General features: G+C 63.5%; 13 protein-coding genes and 1 tRNA gene. 3 read left to right on the top strand and 11 right to left on the bottom strand.

Annotated elements, in window-relative coordinates; genetic code table 11:
• Positions 1–44: 44 nt before the first annotated feature.
• Genes P9A16_RS06990 through pcsA form a run of 5 tightly spaced genes read right to left on the bottom strand, consistent with a single transcriptional unit; the run spans position 45 to position 5,384 of the window.
• Positions 45–965, bottom strand: a complete 921-nt coding sequence (locus P9A16_RS06990) for an ABC transporter permease (RefSeq protein ID WP_023513427.1) — start codon at positions 963–965, stop codon at positions 45–47.
• Positions 965–2,059 (bottom strand): ABC transporter permease, encoded by a 1,095-nt coding sequence (locus P9A16_RS06985; RefSeq protein ID WP_023513426.1) that lies wholly within the window; start codon positions 2,057–2,059, stop codon positions 965–967. Before P9A16_RS06985 ends, P9A16_RS06990 begins: the two co-directional genes overlap by 1 nt.
• Complete coding sequence (locus P9A16_RS06980; protein ID WP_023513425.1) at positions 2,049–3,620, bottom strand: ABC transporter ATP-binding protein; 1,572 nt, start codon at positions 3,618–3,620, stop codon at positions 2,049–2,051. Before P9A16_RS06980 ends, P9A16_RS06985 begins: the two co-directional genes overlap by 11 nt.
• Positions 3,621–3,668: 48 nt before the next feature.
• Positions 3,669–4,640, bottom strand: coding sequence for a quinone oxidoreductase family protein (locus P9A16_RS06975; RefSeq protein ID WP_023513424.1), 972 nt, complete (start codon positions 4,638–4,640; stop codon positions 3,669–3,671).
• A gap of 21 nt (positions 4,641–4,661) precedes the next feature.
• Positions 4,662–5,384, bottom strand: coding sequence for a phosphatidylcholine synthase (gene pcsA / locus P9A16_RS06970; protein ID WP_023513423.1), 723 nt, complete (start codon positions 5,382–5,384; stop codon positions 4,662–4,664).
• Between the two features lie 244 nt (positions 5,385–5,628).
• Here pcsA and P9A16_RS06965 point away from each other — a divergent pair, with 244 nt between their 5' ends.
• Positions 5,629–6,837, top strand: a complete 1,209-nt coding sequence (locus P9A16_RS06965; RefSeq protein ID WP_023513422.1) for a UbiH/UbiF family hydroxylase — start codon at positions 5,629–5,631, stop codon at positions 6,835–6,837.
• Here the strand turns inward: P9A16_RS06965 and P9A16_RS06960 are convergent.
• Complete coding sequence (locus tag P9A16_RS06960) at positions 6,805–7,767, bottom strand: AEC family transporter (protein WP_023513421.1); 963 nt, start codon at positions 7,765–7,767, stop codon at positions 6,805–6,807. The genes P9A16_RS06965 and P9A16_RS06960 overlap by 33 nt on opposite strands.
• Before the next feature lie 144 nt (positions 7,768–7,911).
• Positions 7,912–8,661, bottom strand: coding sequence for a cytochrome c biogenesis CcdA family protein (locus tag P9A16_RS06955; RefSeq protein WP_037408391.1), 750 nt, complete (start codon positions 8,659–8,661; stop codon positions 7,912–7,914).
• Between the two features lie 229 nt (positions 8,662–8,890).
• Here P9A16_RS06955 and P9A16_RS06950 point away from each other — a divergent pair.
• Positions 8,891–8,966: transfer RNA gene (locus tag P9A16_RS06950), tRNA-Lys, on the top strand.
• Between the two features lie 273 nt (positions 8,967–9,239).
• Positions 9,240–10,037, top strand: coding sequence for a M10 family metallopeptidase C-terminal domain-containing protein (locus tag P9A16_RS06945; protein WP_278025587.1), 798 nt, complete (start codon positions 9,240–9,242; stop codon positions 10,035–10,037).
• Between the two features lie 46 nt (positions 10,038–10,083).
• Here P9A16_RS06945 and P9A16_RS06940 read toward each other — a convergent pair whose 3' ends face one another.
• The 4 genes from P9A16_RS06940 to P9A16_RS06925 form a co-directional block, all read right to left on the bottom strand.
• Positions 10,084–11,637 carry a caspase family protein gene (locus P9A16_RS06940; protein ID WP_023514237.1) on the bottom strand — a complete coding sequence of 518 codons (1,554 nt, stop codon included), beginning with the start codon at positions 11,635–11,637 and terminating at the stop codon, positions 10,084–10,086.
• Positions 11,637–13,301 carry a caspase family protein gene (locus P9A16_RS06935; protein ID WP_023514238.1) on the bottom strand — a complete coding sequence of 555 codons (1,665 nt, stop codon included), beginning with the start codon at positions 13,299–13,301 and terminating at the stop codon, positions 11,637–11,639. Before P9A16_RS06935 ends, P9A16_RS06940 begins: the two co-directional genes overlap by 1 nt.
• Positions 13,301–14,194: an OmpA family protein gene (locus P9A16_RS06930; protein ID WP_023514239.1), complete on the bottom strand. Its 894-nt coding sequence runs from the start codon at positions 14,192–14,194 to the stop codon at positions 13,301–13,303. Before P9A16_RS06930 ends, P9A16_RS06935 begins: the two co-directional genes overlap by 1 nt.
• A gap of 67 nt (positions 14,195–14,261) precedes the next feature.
• On the bottom strand, positions 14,262–17,573 hold the full coding sequence (locus tag P9A16_RS06925; RefSeq protein WP_024271071.1) for a c-type cytochrome: 3,312 nt from the start codon (positions 17,571–17,573) through the stop codon (positions 14,262–14,264).
• Positions 17,574–17,673: the final 100 nt, after the last annotated feature.

The raw sequence follows: 17,673 nt of genomic DNA, 5'->3' as shown, positions 1-17,673 counted from the left end.
TCTTTAGGTTATCAGGAGTGGTGTTCCCGTCTTCTTGTTCTTCGTCACCGGTCGGGCACGAACGGTTTTCCAAGCGAGGCAGGCGTGTTGATCAGCGTCATCCGCCGATTGTGCGATATCAGGATGAGGACGACAACCGTGGCGATGTAGGGAAGCGCCGACAGCAGCTGTGAGGGGATGCCAAGGCCGAGCGCCTGGGCATGCAGCTGGCTGATCGACACCGCGCCGAAGAGATAGCCGCCCGCCAGCAACCGCCAGGGGCGCCAGGAGGCGAAGACGACAAGCGCCAGCGCGATCCAGCCGCGGCCGGCGGACATGTTCTCGACCCATTGCGGCGTATAGACCAGCGAAAGCTGGGCACCGGCAAGCCCCGCGCAGGCGCCGCCGAACATCACCGCAAGATAGCGTGTGCGGATGACGTGAATGCCGAGGGCATGGGCCGAGGCGTGGCTGTCGCCGATCGCCCGCACCTTCAGGCCCGCGCGGCTGCGGAACAGGAACCAGTTGACGCCGAAGACGAGCGCGATCGACAGGTAGAAGATGATGTCCTGCTTGAAGAGCAGCGGGCCGAGGAAGGGAATGTCCGACAGCAGTGGGATGATGATCGGCTGGAGCTTGACGCCGGACATGCCGACATAGGGCTCGCCGATCTGGCCGGAAATGCCGAGGCCGAGAATGGTGAGTGCAAGGCCGGTCGCCACCTGGTTTGCGACGAGCGTCAGCGTCAGGAAGCCGAAAAGCAGCGAGAACAGCGCGCCGCAGGCAATGCCGGCAAGAACACCGATATAAGGCGATCCCGTCGACTGGGTCACGGCAAAAGCCAGCACCGCGCCCATGACCATCATGCCCTCGACACCGAGATTGAGCACGCCGGCCCGCTCGCTGACGAGTTCGCCGAGGGAGGCCAGCACCAGCGGCGTCGCCGCGGTGATGACGGTGAGAAGGATGGCTTCAATGATACCCATCAGTGCGCTCCGCCTTCGCTGGACGGACTGAACCGCGAGAAGACCAGCCGAATCTTGTATCGGATGAGGGTGTCGCAGGAGAGCACGAAGAACAGGAGCAGCCCCTGGAAGACGCGCGTCACCTTGTCGGAAACGCTGAGCGTCAGCTGTACCGCCTCGCCGCCCACATAGGTAAGCGCCAGGAACAGGCCAGCGGCGATGATGCCGAGCGGATTGAGGCGGCCGAGGAAGGCGACGATGATCGCGGTAAAGCCGTAGCCGGGCGAAATGATCGGCTGCAGCTTGCCGATGGTGCCGCTGACCTCGGAGATGCCGGCAAGACCGGCAAGCGCACCGGACAGCAGCATCGAGAACCAGATCATGCGCTTCGACGAAAAGCCTGCAAAGCGCCCAGCCCGCTCCGACTGGCCGAGAACGGTGATCTCGAAGCCCTTCAGCGTATAGCGCATCATGATCCACAGACCGACGGCGGCTATGATGGCGAAGGCGAAGCCCAGATTGGCCCTTCCCGAGGCGATGAGTTCCGGCAGGATCGCTTCCGGCGCGAAATCCCGTGTGACAGGGAAGTTGTAGGCATCCGGGCTACGCCAGGGACCGCGCACCAGCCAGTCGAGGAAGAGCTGGGCGATATAGACCAGCATCAGGCTCGTCAGGATCTCGTTGGTGTTCATATGCGCCTTGAGGAAGGCGGGGATGGCGGCATAGAGCGCGCCACCGATCATGCCGCAGATCAACATCAGCGGCAGGACGAGCGGCGAATGCCAGTCGTGGAAGACGACGGGCACGATGGCGCCGGCAATCGCCCCCATGATGAACTGGCCCTCGGCGCCGATGTTCCAGTTGTTCGAGCGATAGCAGATCGAAAGGCCGGCGCCGATGAGGATCAGCGGCGCAGCCTTGATGGCGATCTCGTGCAGCGACCAGATGTCGAGCAGCGGCTCGATGAAGAAGCTGTAGAGCGCCGAGACCGGATCCTTGCCGATCAGCGCGAACATGATGCCGCCAGCGATCACCGTTAGGCCGAGGGCGAGGAACGGCGAGAGGATGGAGTAGAGCGTCGAGGGATTGGCGCGCTTTTCCAGTTCAATGCGCATGGGCCACCTCGCCTTCCGTCTTGCCGTACATACCGCCCATCAGGAGGCCGATCTTCTCGCGGGTGAGTTCATGCGCCGGATAAACGTCGGAAAGCCGCCCTTCACTGATGACGGCGATCTCGGTTGCGACTTCGAAAATCTCGTCGAGGTCCTGGCTGACAACGAGCACCGCCGAGCCGGCTTTCGCGAGATCGACGAGCGCCTGCCGGATGCGGCTTGCCGCGCCCGCATCGACGCCCCAGGTCGGCTGGTTGACGATCAGCACGGCGGGCTGGCGGTCGAGCTCGCGCCCGACGATGTATTTCTGCAGGTTGCCGCCGGAGAGCGAGCCGGCCGCCGGATCCTCGCCGCTCTTGCGCACGTCCATCGTCTCGGAAATGCGCTTCGAGGCGATACGCACGACCGCATGGCGGATGACACCGAGCACGCCACCGGCAAGAAACGTCTTGCGGTCCGACTGGTTGCGCGCCAGGACGAGATTGTCGGAGAGCGGCAGCGCCGGCACGGCGGCATGGCCGTGCCGTTCCTCAGGGACGAAGCCGGCGCCCATCAGCCGGCGCGCCGTGATACCGAGATTGCCGGCCGCCTTGCCGCGGATGGAAACGGCGGTGGCATCAGGCACCGGATATTCGCCCGAGAGCGCGTCAAACAGCTCGCCCTGGCCGTTGCCGGCAACGCCCGCGATCGCCAGAACCTCGCCGCCCCGCACCTTCAGACAGACATTCTTCAGCGCGACGGCAAAGGGCGTGCGCGCGGGAACGCTGAGGTGCCGGGCTTCGAGCAGCACGTCACCCTTCGTATTGGTGCCTGCCGCCGTCACCGAGGCGACATCGCTGCCAACCATCATGCGGGCCAGCGAGGCTGGCGTTTCCTGGCGCGGATCACAGGCGCCGGTCACCTTGCCGTGGCGCAGTACCGTGGCGCGATCGCAGATGCGCTGCACCTCTTCGAGGCGGTGGCTGATATAGAGCACCGAACGGCCTTCGGCCTTCAGCTTGGCCAGCGTCTCGAACAGCCGGTCGGCCTCCTGCGGCGTCAGCACCGAGGTCGGCTCGTCGAGGATGATGAGTTCCGGGTTCTGCAGCAGCGCACGCACGATCTCGATGCGCTGGCGTTCGCCGACCGAAAGGTCCGCGACATGCGCCTTCGGATCGAGCGGCAGGCCGTAGAGATGGGAAAGGCGCGAGGCCTCTTCCGCCACCTTCGAAAGCGAGATTCCCGGGCTCAGCGACAGCGCGATGTTTTCCGCAACCGTCAACGCTTCGAAGAGCGAAAAGTGCTGGAAGACCATGCCGATGCCGAGCCGGCGGGCAGCACCCGGGCTCGGAATGCGTACGGGGTCGCCCTTCCACAGGATCTGCCCGCTGGTCGGCGCCAAAACGCCGAAGAGCATCTTGACGAGCGTGGACTTGCCGGCCCCGTTCTCGCCCAAGAGGGCGTGGATTTCGCCCGGCTGGATGTCGAGATCGATGGCGTTACACGCGGCAAATGAACCAAACAGTTTGGTCAGGCTGCGGACAGCCAGCAACGGGCTGCCCCCGGACGCTCCAACGGCTGACACTCTTCCCCTCTTTCCTGCAAACCCATCCTGCCGCCCGTTCGGGTCGTGTCAGGGAATGAGCAACGTCGTTCCACTCGTTTTTCTTGCTTCCAGATCCGTGTGCGCGCGTCCCGCCTCGGCCAACGGATAAGTCTGATGAATATTGATACGCACTTTGTTGCTTTGCACAACATCAAAGAGCGAGTTTGCACATGCATCCAGCGCCTCGCGCGTGGCGATATAGGCAAAGAGCGTCGGGCGCGTGGCGTAGAGCGAGCCCTTCTGCGCGAGCAACCCCATGTTGAAAGCATCGACGGGGCCGGAGGAGTTGCCGAAGCTGACGAAGAGGCCACGCGGCTTCAGGCAGTCCAGCGACTTCGGGAATGTATCCTTGCCGACGGAATCGTAGACGACGTCGACGCCCGCCCCGCCCGTCAGTTCGCGCACCCGCGCGACGAAGTCTTCCTTGCCGTAATCGATGACATGGTCGTAACCATTGGCGAGCGCGAGATCGATCTTCGCCTGAGAGCCCGCCGTACCGATGACCGTCGCTCCGAGCGCCTTCGCCCATTGCCCGGCAATGAGCCCGACGCCGCCAGCGGCGGCATGGAAGAGGACCACGCTGCCGGGCCTGACCTGATAGGTCTGGAGCAGCAGGTATTGCGCCGTCATGCCTTTCAGCATCATGGCCGCCGCCGTTTCCAGCGAGATGCCATCCGGCACCTTTACGAGATGTTTCGTCGCGACGTTGCGTTCGGCCGCATAGGCGCCGTCCGCCGACGCATAGGCAACGCGGTCGCCGATCGCAAAATCCGTGACGCCCTCGCCGAGCGCTGTGATCGTGCCCGCCCCTTCCTTGCCGGGAATGAACGGCGGCTCGGCCTTGTAGAGCCCCGTGCGGAAATAGACATCGATGAAGTTGAGGCCGACCGCGGCCTGCTTGATCTGCACCTCGCCCGGTCCCGGCGCGTCGAGCGCCACGTCTTCGAGCTTCAGTACTTCCGGCCCGCCGAGGCTGCGGACGACGATCGCCTTGGTCATCAGAAAATCTCCCTGATATGTCTACCGGCCGAGATTGGGAAAGACCTGCAGCACGGCGCCGACGACATAGAGATAGATCCCCGTCGCCACCACGCCCCAGACCACCCAGGCCGGCGTATCGAAGTGCAAGAGCAGCGCATATCCGCTGAGCAGCGCCCAGAGGAAGAAGACTGCGAGATTCAGCGCCCGCAGCCGCTGGACGCGCACCGGATGCAGGAAATTGATCGGCATGAAGGTGAGGAAGACGGAGACGAAGACGATGATCGACGCGGTCAGCTCACTCGCCTGGATGACGAAAAGCGTGAACACCACCATGTTCCAGACGACTGGAAAGCCGGAGAAGAAATATTCGTCCGTCTTCATGCCCATATCGGCATAGTAGATGGCGCTCGACACGACGATCGCTCCAGCCGCCACGAAAGACCATGGCTCGCCGATCATGCCGCTCTGGTAGAGCGCAAAGGCCGGCAAGAGCACGTAGGTCACGTAGTCGATGACGTTGTCCAGCGTGTCGCCGGACCAGTTCGGCAGCACTTCCTTGACGCGCACCTTACGCGCGATCGGCCCGTCGATGCCGTCGACGAGCAGCGCCAGGCCCAGCCACCAGAACATGTCGACAAAACGGTGCTCGGCCGCGGCCACCACGCCCAGAAAGGCGAGGAAGGAGCCGGATGCCGTCAGGATATGAACGGAAAAGGCACGAATCTCCGCGTAGGGTACGCGTTTGTAGTTGAAAAACTTCATAGCCCTTCGCAGTCCATTCCCTGGGGTTTTCGCCGGCGGTCCGCCGACATGCCCTCTTACGCGGTGTCACTGTCCGTAATATGCATTGATTGCCCTGTATCGCCAGTAGAAATCGGTCACCGATCACCCGACTTCACACCCTGCGCCGATTCATCCCATGGAAATTGCCTCTTTGCCGGCCTAGGGTCTGCCGCTAGAAGCACCCCAAACCTGTGGGTAACGCTTGACGCTTCGGAGGTCGGCCATGAGACAATTCGATATCGCGGTCGTCGGCGCCGGTCTTGCCGGCAGCCTCGCGGCGCTGGCGCTTGCCGATTCGGGCGCACGCGTTGCACTGATCGCCCCGCCCGCCCGCGCCAACGACGGCCGCACCACGGCCCTGATGGACCAGTCCATCGCCTTCCTCAGGACGCTGGGCCTATGGCAGGAGATCGCCCGCCACGCCGCGGCCCTTGAAACCATGCAGATCCTCGACGGCACCGCGCGGCTCTTGCGCGCACCGCCCGTCGCCTTCCGTTCCGGCGAGGTCGGGCTCGAGGCCTTCGGCTACAACATTCCCAACGCGCCCTTCCTCGCGGTGCTCGACGCCCGCATCGCGGCAAAAGGCACGATCGAACGGATCGAGAGCGGCGTGACGGCCGCCAATGCCTTCGAGCAGGGCGTAGAGCTCACCCTCGACGACGGCGAGCGTATTCTGGCCGGCCTCGTTGCCGGCGCCGACGGCAGAAAATCAAAGATCCGCGACAGCGCCGGGATCGCCGTCAAGGCCTGGTCCTATCCCCAGGCGGCCCTCGTGCTCAACTTTTCGCACGAGCGCCCGCACGGCAATGTCTCGACGGAGTTCCACACCGAGAGCGGCCCTTTCACGCAGGTTCCCCTGCCCGGCAACCGCTCCAGCCTCGTCTGGGTGCTGCCGCCGAAGGAAGCCGCGCGCCTCAAGGACCTACCCGCGACAGAACTCGGCCATGCGGTGGAAACGCGCATGCAATCCATGCTCGGCAAGGTCACGGTGGAAGGCTCCGCGCAGAGTTTCCCGCTTTCCGGCATGACGGCCGAGCGCTTCGGCAAGGGCCGCATCGTGCTCCTCGGCGAGGCCGCCCATGCCTTCCCGCCGATCGGCGCGCAGGGCCTCAATCTCAGCCTGCGCGACATCATGGCGCTGAAAGAGCTGATCCAGGGCGCGGCGCCGGCAAACGACGCAGGGATTGGCGAACGCTTCGACCGCAAGCGGCAGGCGGACATCCGCTCGCGCACACTGAGCGTCGACCTGCTCAACCGCTCGCTGCTCTCCGATTTCCTGCCCGTGCAGTTCCTGCGCTCGGCCGGCCTGCACCTGCTCTCCGCCCTCGGTCCCCTGCGCAGCATCGTCATGCGCGAAGGCATCGAGCCGCTCGGTTCGTTGAAAGCCTTTCGCGATGGTCTACGGGAACGGGTCGCCCGGAAGCAGGCCTGACTTGATGAGGTAGAGCAGGACGGTCACCGTCGCGACGGACAGCACCGTCGTGATGAGGATGGTCGCCGACGCCCGTTCCTGCCACACCCCGTATTGCTGGCCGATGACGAAAACATTGGTCGCCGTCGGCAGGGCCGCGAGCAGCACGGCGGTAAAGACCCAGACCGGATCGAAATTACCGGCAAGCCCGAGCATCAGATACATGGCCACCGGCAGCAGCAGCAGCTTTGCCGGCACGATATAGCCGATCTCCACCGGCACCCGCTTGAGGGGCCGAAGCGCCAGCGTGACGCCCATGGCAAAGAGCGCGCAGGGCGCCGCCGCCTGCGCGAGATAGTCGATCAGCCGCTGCAGCGGCACCGGCGGCTCGAAGCCGGCAAAGGCCGCGGCGAAGCCCGCCGCCGTCGCGATGATGAAGGGATGGGTGACGATCTTGCGCACCACGCCGCCAGCGATCTTGAGCGCCGGCTGCTTCTCCCCGCCGGCAAGCGCCATCAGCGCGGGCGCGACCATGAAATGCAGCATGTTCTCGAAGCAGAAGACCAGCGCCACCGGCACCGCCGCCGGCTCGCCGAAGGCGAGCAGCGCCAGCCCCGGCCCCATATAGCCGATATTGCCATAGGCGGCGGCCAGGCCCTGGATCGTCGCCTCGCTTATCGCCGCCCGCCGCACCCAGAGTCCGATGGCGAAGATCAGACCGAAGACGAGATAGGTCGCGCTGATATTGGCGAGGATGAAGTCGACGCGCGTCAGCTGTTCGATCGGCGTCTTGGCCACCAGCTTGAAGAACAGGGCCGGCAGCGCGATGTAGATGATGAAAGTGTTGAGCCAGCCGAGCGCCTCGACCGGCTGGCGCGTGATGCGCGCGACCACGTAACCGAGAAGAATCATGCCGAAGAACGGCAATACAAGTCCGATGATCTCAGCCATACACCGAAGCGTGCTCCCGCTTGCCTGGGGCATATCGCGCAAATGCATGCCGCTGGGCGCGCACGATATGCGAAGAATCGAAGGCCCGACACGCCGGGACTCGGTTCCGCGAGGATCGCAGCGCGCTTCAGGTCACATCCCCGGTTAGCCGATTTGCGAGAGAATGGGAAACGTTTGCTGGAACCAGATGGCGACGGCGCTGATATAGCCGAAGATGAAGGCGAGGCCGGTGAGGACAAGCAGAACGCCCATCACCTTCTCCACCGTGCCGAGATGACGGCGGAAGCGCATGAGGAAGCGCATGAAGGCGCCGGAGAACCCGGCCGCAATCCAGAACGGCACCGCAAGCCCGAGCGAATAGACCGCAAGCAGGACGGCACCGTCGCCGACCGTTTCGCGCGCCGCGGCAACGCCGAGGATCGCCCCCAGAACCGGCCCGATGCAGGGCGTCCAGCCGAAGGCGAAGGCCAGGCCCATGATATAGGCGCCGGACGCCGTCGCCGGCTTGCCTCCCCCCTGGAAGCGCGCTTCGCGGGCAAACAACCCGATCCGCAGCAGGCCGAGAAAATGCAGGCCCATCAGGATGATGATGACGCCGCCGATCTGCGCGAGAATGTCGAGATGCCGGCGGAGCACCATGCCGATCGTCGAGGCGCCTGCCCCGAGTGCCACGAACACCGTGGCAAAACCGAGCGTGAAGCAGAAGGCGGCCAGAAGCACGGCCCCGCGCGTCTCGCGTCGCACGGCCACCGCATCGCCGCCCTTGAACTGCTCAACGGAAATGCCCGCCATGTAACAGAGATAGGGCGGGACGAGCGGCAGGACGCAGGGCGACAGGAACGAGAGGGCTCCGGCAAGAAGCGCGCTCAACAGGGAAATATCGGCGATCGACAATGAACTACTCCGCAGCGGCGGGGAGAGACGGGCCGGCGCGAAACCGGCCATGTCCGCCCCTCCAATTGCGCTTCGTAGTATCCGCCGAAGTCCTCTCCTGCCAATCACCTTTTGGAGAACGCGACCAAATGCAGCAAAAGCTGTTTTTCGCCGCATTTTCCGGGTTGACCCGGCAAATGCTCCTGCCTATGTTCCGCCCACTTCCGCGGGGCACCTTCGCACCGCCAGGGAGCGCGTAGCTCAGCCGGTAGAGCAACTGACTTTTAATCAGTAGGTCCAGGGTTCGAATCCCTGCGCGCTCACCACAAGACCCCAGTGACACCGACAAAATTCGGCGTATCGCCCTTGGAAGCCAGGCCTTCTAAAGGCCCACTTACGATGCGGCTGTGCAACCTTTGAGCGGCTACCCATAATTGCGTCCGTTAAGTTTCCGGCAAGCATGGGGCTTCTAACCTTGCGCTCTAGATTCGTGCATTCGAGCGCATAAAATGTCATTTGATAACAAGACTATTCAGATCGATTACTGGTTCTATCGCGTCAATGGAGTGAACACGCCGGATCCGAAGCATCTCTGGGGCATGCCTTATGCCGGCTGGGGTCTGAAGCGAGTCGGCCTTGGCGAGGAAATCACGACGGCCCAGACGCAAAGCGCGTCAGATTCGCCGGGCGGCTGGGAAAAGAACCCGACGGGGGGCATTTTCTCGATGGACTTCACCGGTTCCGGCATCAGCATCAAGTTCTACGAAACGGGTCTGTTCACCCTCTATGTACCGAACGGGCCGCATATCCTCGACGTGAACAACGAGCTGCCGCCGATCGCTGGCTTCCGTCTGGATACGAACCTGCATTGGCTGGAGCGATCCGATATCGCCTACGGAAGCGAATGGATGCTGATCGATTGGCGGGGCGGTTCGTTCACGAAAGAGAGCTATGTCAGGATCGATGTGCTGTTCGCCAATGAAATGAACGGCACCGCCAAGGCCAACGTCCTGAAAGGTGGCAAAACCATCGATTACATCACCGGCGGCAAAGGCGCGGATGTGCTGACGGGCGGGGGAGACGCCGACCTGTTCATTTTCCGCAAGGGCGATACCGGAAAGACAAAGAAAACGGCCGACCTGATTACGGATTTCAGTGCGAAGGATGGCGACAGGATCGACCTGCACCTCTGGGACGCCAATACAAAGAGACCGGGAACCCAGGATTTCAAGTTCATCGCGCAGGACAAGTTCTCGAAGGAGGCCGGAGAACTGCGTTACGAAAAGAGCGGCAGGGAAACGCTGCTGCTGGGCGACACCAATGGTGACGGAAAGGCGGACTTCATGGTTCGTCTCAAAGGCTCGATCATCTTCCACTTCGACCTTTTCGAGTTCTGAGGCGGCCGCGCGTGCGGCCACCATCGGCAATCCCGCAAGCGAGCGCTCAATAGACCGCGTATTTCAGCAGCCCGAGCGACCAGTTGACGCTGCGGTTTTCCGTATCGCGGGTCCAGGTCTGCTGCAACGTGCCGGCAATGTCGGCGATGGTGGTGCGGGCGTCGAGCTCCTTGGTCAGGCCGTAGTCGCTGGGAGCGACCCTGGTGAGATCGACGTCGTCGGCGATGACGATGGCGACCAGCACATTTTCGCTCGGGCCTTCCGCTTCGAAGTCGAAGCCATAGTAGTCGTCCGGAATGGTGAGCGGGGTGTTGGCGGTCAGCGGCGTGATCTTCTGGGCCGATTCGTTCGGGAAGATCTGGGTCGCCTTGCCGTCCCTGTCGACGTCGTAGAGGATCAGGTGCCCGCCCGTGCCGCTGGTCACGGTGATCTTAAAGACGTCGCCGTTCTTCAGGCTGTCGGAGGAGAGCACCACCTTGACGTCGCCCGTCTCGGCCTTGCCGAGGATGTCACCAACGGCATCCACCGGATCGGCGGCGACATAGGCGGTCTGCGGGGTGTTCTCGACCTTCACCTCCTCGACCTTGCCGTAATCGGGCGTCTGCTGCTGGGTGTCGCCGCCCGTTTGCGGCTGCTGGTATTGCTGGGCGGTGGCATCGGCGGTCGGCGTGGTGGCGCTGGCGCCAAGCAGCGCGTAGTTGACCTCCAGCTGCGGGTCGAGGCCCTGGCACTGGGTCTGCGCGGTGCAATAGGTCTGCGACTGCTTCTTCACATATTCCAGCAGCTCGGCATTGGAGACGATGCCGTTGCCGTTGCTGTCGCCGGCGGCGATCTCGTGGCCGTTCACATAGGAAAGCGTGAAGACGCCGTGGCGTTCTTCCGGCGGCAGGCGCGTGTCGTCCCAGGCCACCTGGTAGGACGAGGCGGCGCTCCAGGCCTCGACGCCGTTCTGCTTGGCGATTTCGGGCTTGTCGACCACCGCGACGTCGATGCGCAGGCCGCGTGTCTTCACCGCTTCGACCGGCTTGGCGAAGGGACGCGGCAGGAAACGCGCGCTTTCCAGCGCCTCGCCGACATTGGTGGAAAGCGAGCGCGAGATCGTGCCCGAATGGCAGGCGTCGATGACGATGGAGACGGCACGGTCCTTCAGTTTGGCGAGCATCGCGTCGATCTCGTCGTCGAGAATGACGTTGGTCCAGTCCCCATCGCCGGCGGCAATGTCGAAAGTGGACAGCGCTTCGTCGAGCCCGTCCTCCTCGTCACCGTTCTGGTCCTTAACCTGAAGGCCGTGGCCGGAAAAATAGAAGTAGACGCGGTCGCCAGGCTGGGTGCCGGCGACAAGCCATTCCTCGATGCTGGCGAGAATGGCTGCCTTGGTCGCATCCTTGTCCCGGAGGATACGGATCGATTCCGGGGCAAAACCCTGTTTTTCCTTGAGCAGCTTCTCGATCAACGGCACGTCGTTCTTCGGCCCCTCGAGGAACATCTTTTCGGGCAGCGTGGCATAGGTGCCAATGCCGATCAGAAGCGCCCTGTCGGCCGCCTCGGCGGTGGCAGCCAGGCAAAGCGAGAGGAGAAGAGCGGCGGCGTAACGGATCATCAGAGCGATTCCCGCGTATAGAGGGGTTGGATGGCGACACTCGCCTCCTTGCCGTCGAGCCGCGTCAGCAGCGCCTGCAGCAGGGTTTCGGCGGTCACGGTCTTGTCGGCAAGCACCGCGCCGATCGCATCGACGGGCTCGCCGGTCCAGATCGTGATCAGGTGATCGGCGCCGAAGGGTTTGACCACCTCGACATCCGTCAGCTTGAATTGCGAGCTGGTGGTGCCGGCTGCCTGCATGTCGAGGAACTGCACCTCGCCCGTATTGGCGAGATTGAAGACCAGCATGTTCGGATAGCGGCCGGGCGGAGCATCGAAGCGCAGGCGGTTTCCGGCGGCATAGATGTCCTTGACCGGCGTCAGCGAGACGGAGCCGGGATTCTGGCTCGCAAGCGCCTTCAGGAAATCGAGCAGGACATATTTGTCGACCACCGCCTGGATACGGTCCGCCCCGACATTTTCCGCCGCCACGTCGCCGTTCGGCGTGTAGAAGACGCCGCTCGCCACATCCCAGCGATAGGCTGTGCCACTGCCATCCGCGTTCTTCGGCTTGTCGGCCGCGCCATCGACCTGGAGCGCGATGCTACCCGTCCAGCCGAGCTCCTTGGCCGACTTGATGGTCTTCTGCGCGGCCGCAGTGCTGCCGGTGTCCGTCGTCGCCACCGTGGCATTCTCGACGGGAATGCCACGCGTCAGCCGCACGACGACCTCGCTCTCCGAGCGGGCCACCTGCGGCATGAAGTTCGGCACCTGCAAGGCTTCCGAACGGTTTTTCACGTTAGAGAAGATGTAGTCTTCCAGTTCGATACGGGTAATGACACCATCGCCGTCGCGGTCTGCGCTCCCTTCAAGGGCGCGGGCGAAACTCCAGCTGAGCGCACCGCGCGGCTCGCCGTCGATGATGACCTCCGGCGTCGGCTGGCTTTCCAGCGAGGCGGCAAGCACGGTTACCTGCTTGAAATCGATTTCCTTGAGGTTGGCGCCGGCGAGCGCCTCCTGCGAGGGCGGTGCGAGCTTGACCGTGACGGCTGGCGCCAACCGGGTCTTGCCGGTGACGGAACGGCTCATGCCGCCGGAAAAGCAGCTGTCGGACACGAAGAGCACATGTACGCCCTTGGCTTCCGCCTCGCCGAACCAGGCATTCATCTCGTTGTCGACGATGATCTCGTTCGAGGTCTCCGCATAGCGGTTGCGGTCGAAGCCCGGCAGCTGGAGGAACTCGTCGAGCCCGTCGGCCTCGTCGCCGGCGACGAGTTCGGGCATCTGCGCGCCGTGGCCGGCATAGGTGAAGATGATCGTGTCACCGGCCGCCGCCTCGGCCACCATGTCGATCCAGGCCTTGCGGATGTCGTCCTTGCGGGCCTCGGCATCGGTAAACTTCCGGACTGTGAAGCCGGCAGCGCTCATCGCCCGGTAGACGTCCTCCGCATCGCGCACCGCGCCGTCGAGGCTGACATCGTTCGGATACTGATCGGCACCGACGACAAGCGCGTGGGTCTGCGCGGCAAAGGCCGGAAGCGGCGCAGCGGCGGCAAGGCAAAGCGCCAGCGCGGTTCCGGCAAGGGAACGACGCAACAGCGCGCGGACACGGCAAACGGGAGCGCCGTCGCTCTTCGAGGCAAAGGCAAGGCAGACAGGCTCCAGCAGGCGGGGCAGCACTCTCATCACTCCACGTCCACTTCCACCCGGCGGTGCAGCTGGTTCAGCGTTTCCGTATCATAGGCACTGGCATCATCCGGCTTGAACGGCTGGTCCTCGCCCTTGCCCTCCACGGTGATCGCACCGGCATAGCCGTTGCTGGAGAGATAGCTTTTCAACGTCTCTGCGCGGGCGACGGAGAGCCTGTAGTTGGCCTCCGCCGAACCGACCGGATCGGTATGGCCGATCAGCGTGATCGCACCAGGCTTGACCGCCTTCAGGCATTCCGAGAGATCCTTTGCGGCCTCGATGCCCTCGGGTGTGAAATCCGCCGTGCCGAAGACGTAGCGCACGGGCGTCGACTTCTTCTTGATCTTCACGCCGCGGAAGGAAACCTTGCAACCGCCCCGCATGGCCAACTGCACGGGCCGCGGTGCGGCAAGGCGCATTTCGCTGGCGAGCCTGTCGAGGCGCAGGATGTACTGCTCGTCCGGCGCCATCCAGTCCGGCGTCAGCGTCTCGTTCGAGCCGTCCTCCAGGGCAAGCTGGTAGAAGCGCGCGGCCTGTTCATAGTCCTTGCGCTCGCGCGCGAGATCGCCGAGCGCATCCAGCACCTGCCAGGGACCGCCATACTGGCGCTGCAGGTCTTCCAGCGCCTGCCGATGATCGGAAAGCCGGCCGCCGCTGCCGACGGCGGTCGCGATGCGGTTGAAGGTCGTCAATGCTGCGATACGGCCGGTGAGCGCCCGTTCGTTGGCGCTGCAATTGGCCGTGCCCGCCGTTTCCGCAAGCGCGCGTGCCTTCTGCTCGTCCCCTGCATTGAGCGCCTCGACGACACCGGTAAAGGCCTCACAGGCCGCGGCGGCAGGCGCCGCTCCGGCCAGTACGAAGAGTGTCGCTGCAAGGGATCGCATCAGCATTGTCGGTCCAGCCTTCATGTCCTCATGTAAGAAATGGGCAGGGGCCCGAAGGCCCCCGCCCCTCACGTCATTTGATCTCGAAGGTCACCATCTGGACGCCGCTTGCCCCGTTGTCCTTCTCGGCCTGTTTGGCGAGATTGACGGCAATGCCGCGCGTCAGCGGCTGCTTCGTGCTTGCGGCCAGTTCCTTGGCCTTCTCGGCCGTCAGCTTCTGGTCGCCAAGGCCGCCGATGCGGCAGTAGGCGATCATCGTTTCGCCGGGAGACGGCGAATCGAAGGTCAGGTTGCCCGTGCCCGGCTGCGGGATCAGGCGGCGCTCACCGGGATTGAGCGTGGTGCTGCCGATCATCACGTCGGGGATGATCTCCACATTGCCGGTGTCTTCCACATACATCACCTGCAGCTCGCAGGCATGGTTCGTGCTGAGTTCAAAGGCAAGGTAATCCCCAACCTTCGCGCTTGTCGACGGCACATGCAGGGCAAGCTTCACCTTGCTCTCCTGCGCCTTGTCGTCCTGCTTGTAGGGCGGGACATAGACCTTCTCCTCGGGCTTGGCATACTGGTCGCCACCCGTGGCCTGATCGGCCGGCTTCTGCTGGTAGTCGGTGCCGGCCTGTTCCTGCTTCTGTTCCGGTTTCTGCTCCGGCTGCTGGTAGCCGCTGTTGTCGGCGGACTGCTGGCCGGCATTGCCCTCCGGGTTGACGCCGCGCTTCAGCGGCTCGAGCTGGAGAAGCGGCTGAAGCATGAAGGCGTATTGCTCCTCGACCTCGACGCGCGGGATCGTCGCACCCGATTCGAGTGTCGCCACCCAGTCGATGCCGATACGCAACGCATTGACATCGGTGAGACGGCGGATATCGGAGGCGAACTCTTCCGGCGTCATGTCGAATTCGGCCGCCAGCTGCTCGAAGTTCAGCTCGTCCTCGTACTTGTCGGCGAAGTAGGTGAAGATCTCGGCGCCGCCGGGAGCCTTCAGGCTGGTCTTGCCGCCGCCGGCCGTCGCTTCCGTGATGCCGAGGCGATCGAGCGCGGCGACGAAACGATCGGTGTCGCGCTTGTACACCTCGTTCAGTTCCTCCTGCGGAACATAGACGGCGAGCAGTTCGTCCTGCTGGTCCTTCGAAAACAGCGTCGACGTCTCGATATGTTCACGCAGCTGGTCACGCTTGGAGAGGATGCCGTCGAAATGGCAGTCGAAGCAGGAGCGTGCATTGATGATCTCGACGCCCTTGCCGATCGGCCGCTTGCGGAAGGAGACGATCGCCGTCGGGCCGATATCGAGCTGGTCGCCCTTGTCGGTCGACAGATAGTAACCCTGCATGCCGTTCGGAAGCGAGAAGATCATTTCGCCGCCGTCATGATCGAAGGGTTCGAGGCCCGCCTTGAGGCGCACGCCCTCCGGTCCTGCCGGGAAGCGCTTCAGCACCTGCTTGCCGACATCGCCGGCAAAGTCATAGGACTTCCAGTAGTAGCCGCCGAAGGGCATGTCGTGCCGCTCCAGCATGCGGTTGTGGTCGGAAACGCCGGAGGAACCATCAGCAAAGCCGGCGCGGACGATACGACGGCGCTCGATGTTCTGGTCGACCGGCACACCGAAGCGCTTTTCCAGCTCGGAAATGTTCGTCGGCAGCTTCATGAGACGGTTATAGACCTTCGGCCGGGCACCGTTGCTCATGAACCAGTCGACACGCATGATCGGCAACTGCGTTTGCGTCGCCTTGGCAAGCGAGTGCAGCTGGGCGTCGCTGGCCGGGTCCACGCCATAGAAGTATTCGTTGATCAGGAAGTCGTAGTCCTCCTGGCTCCATTCGAGATCGCGCAGGTCGACACGCACGAGCAAGCCGTCGGAACCTTCCACTTCTTCCGGAAGTACCAGTTCCGGTCCGTAAGAGAGCGAGTTGAGCAGCTTCTTGAACCCGCCCGCCAGAACCTTCATGCGCTTCAGGAAGGTTTCATGGCTCTCGCAGCTCATCATCCCGTTGTACTGGTCGCGATAGCTGAAGTAGCGCATGAACGGCTGGTCGTGTTCATCGACCTTGGAAACATCGCGCAGCGCCAGTTCGACGAAATCGAGATATTTCAGCATCGGCCGCGAGCGCTCGGTCTTCGTCGCGGACACTGCTGTCGGGATAGCATCCTTGTTCAGCGAGTTGATCCAGTTGGCAAGGCTCTGCACTTCCGCATCATCGGGGCGCTTGCCGAGCGGCATGCGGCCGCTGGTGACGCTGGTGTAGAGCAGCGACTTGGCGGCGTCGCCCGGCGTCACGAAGGCCGGATTGGCGGCAATCGAGGCAAGATCACCCGAAGGGAAGGAACCCTGCGAGCTTTCGCCCGGGCCATGGCAGTTGCGGCAATATTTGCCGATGAAAGCGTCGGCCGCCGAAGCGAATTCGGCGCTGCCGCCACCGGCGGCGAGCGCTGTTTCGGCGGTCGCTTCGCTGCAGACCGGCGCGGTGCTGGTCTCGACCGGTGTCACCTTGACCTCGCGGTCTGCAAGGAAGGCATACATGGCCTGCTTGTCTTCATCCGACAGCGTCGAAAGGCCTTGCGCAATACGGCGCATGACCGGATCGGCCAAAGGCGAGCCGGAGAGTTTCTTTCCTTCGTCGATCAGACCCTTGGTGAAGACCTCGTGCGAGGCAAGGCCGGCCATGCGGGCCTTGGTGATATCGGGCGCGACGGCACCGGTCAGGCCCTTCTCGCCCTCATAGGCGCGGGCCAGATCGAGACCGTAGGTCGTGGTGCGCGGCGTATGGCAATCGCCGCAGCCGCCGACATTCTCGACCAGGTAGCGGCCGCGCTCCATCTGCGTTTCCTCGCGCGGCTGGTAAGCCGGCACGGTGAAATGGCTACGCTTCCAGAGCGTGATCGTCGTCTGGCGGCTGAAGGGGAAGGCGATCTCATGTTCCTTCGAGGCGGCATCCGACTGCGGCAGCGTCTCGATATAGGCCTTGATGTCGAGCACGTCCTCCGGCTTCATGCCGCCATAGGACGTGTAGGGCATGACCGGATAGAGATTGTCGCCGCTCTTCTTGAGGCCCACCATGACGGCATTCAGGAAGTCCGCATTGGACCAGCCGCCGATACCGTTCGGATGGGCGGAAATGTTCGGCGCGAAGAACTTGCCGATCGCCGTCTGCATTTCCATGCCGCCCGAAAGCAGCTCGGTGTTGTCACCGGAGCCGTGGCAGGCGCCGCAGCCGGCTGCGCCGAACAGCAGCTTACCATTTTCGGCATTCGCCTTGTAGGTGCCGTAGGCATCGGCCGCGAACTGGTCGATGGCGAGCGCTCCGGTGGGACAGAACGCCGCCACGGCAAGGCCGATGGCAGCGGCAAGCCGGGCGCCGGGGCTGAAGAATGATGTCCTGAACATGCGCATGGCTTGTTCCTTTCGCTCCATGAAGCCGGCGCACCGGCTGGAAATGCAAACCCTTGAACCACAATTCCGAAAGAAAAACCGCTTCGCAGTTTCCTTGGAA

Origin of the sequence: Shinella sp. 838 (assembly GCF_029623935.1) — a bacterium.
Lineage (GTDB): Bacteria > Pseudomonadota > Alphaproteobacteria > Rhizobiales > Rhizobiaceae > Shinella.
The sequence above is the reverse complement of the archived record's forward strand: the minus strand, read 5'-3'. Positions and strand labels throughout refer to the sequence as shown.

What these genes read in the sequence shown, in the direction of transcription:
- P9A16_RS06965 (WP_023513422.1), top strand. Translation starts at nt 5,629, where the DNA reads ATGAGACAATTCGATATCGCGGTCGTCGGCGCCGGTCTTGCCGGCAGC.
- P9A16_RS06945 (WP_278025587.1), top strand. Translation starts at nt 9,240, where the DNA reads ATGCCTTATGCCGGCTGGGGTCTGAAGCGAGTCGGCCTTGGCGAGGAA.
- P9A16_RS06960 (WP_023513421.1), bottom strand. Translation starts at nt 7,767, where the DNA reads ATGGCTGAGATCATCGGACTTGTATTGCCGTTCTTCGGCATGATTCTT.
- P9A16_RS06990 (WP_023513427.1), bottom strand. Translation starts at nt 965, where the DNA reads ATGGGTATCATTGAAGCCATCCTTCTCACCGTCATCACCGCGGCGACG.
- P9A16_RS06940 (WP_023514237.1), bottom strand. Translation starts at nt 11,637, where the DNA reads ATGATCCGTTACGCCGCCGCTCTTCTCCTCTCGCTTTGCCTGGCTGCC.
- P9A16_RS06935 (WP_023514238.1), bottom strand. Translation starts at nt 13,301, where the DNA reads ATGAGAGTGCTGCCCCGCCTGCTGGAGCCTGTCTGCCTTGCCTTTGCC.
- pcsA (WP_023513423.1), bottom strand. Translation starts at nt 5,384, where the DNA reads ATGAAGTTTTTCAACTACAAACGCGTACCCTACGCGGAGATTCGTGCC.
- P9A16_RS06930 (WP_023514239.1), bottom strand. Translation starts at nt 14,194, where the DNA reads ATGCTGATGCGATCCCTTGCAGCGACACTCTTCGTACTGGCCGGAGCG.
- P9A16_RS06975 (WP_023513424.1), bottom strand. Translation starts at nt 4,640, where the DNA reads ATGACCAAGGCGATCGTCGTCCGCAGCCTCGGCGGGCCGGAAGTACTG.
- P9A16_RS06925 (WP_024271071.1), bottom strand. Translation starts at nt 17,573, where the DNA reads ATGCGCATGTTCAGGACATCATTCTTCAGCCCCGGCGCCCGGCTTGCC.
- P9A16_RS06985 (WP_023513426.1), bottom strand. Translation starts at nt 2,059, where the DNA reads ATGCGCATTGAACTGGAAAAGCGCGCCAATCCCTCGACGCTCTACTCC.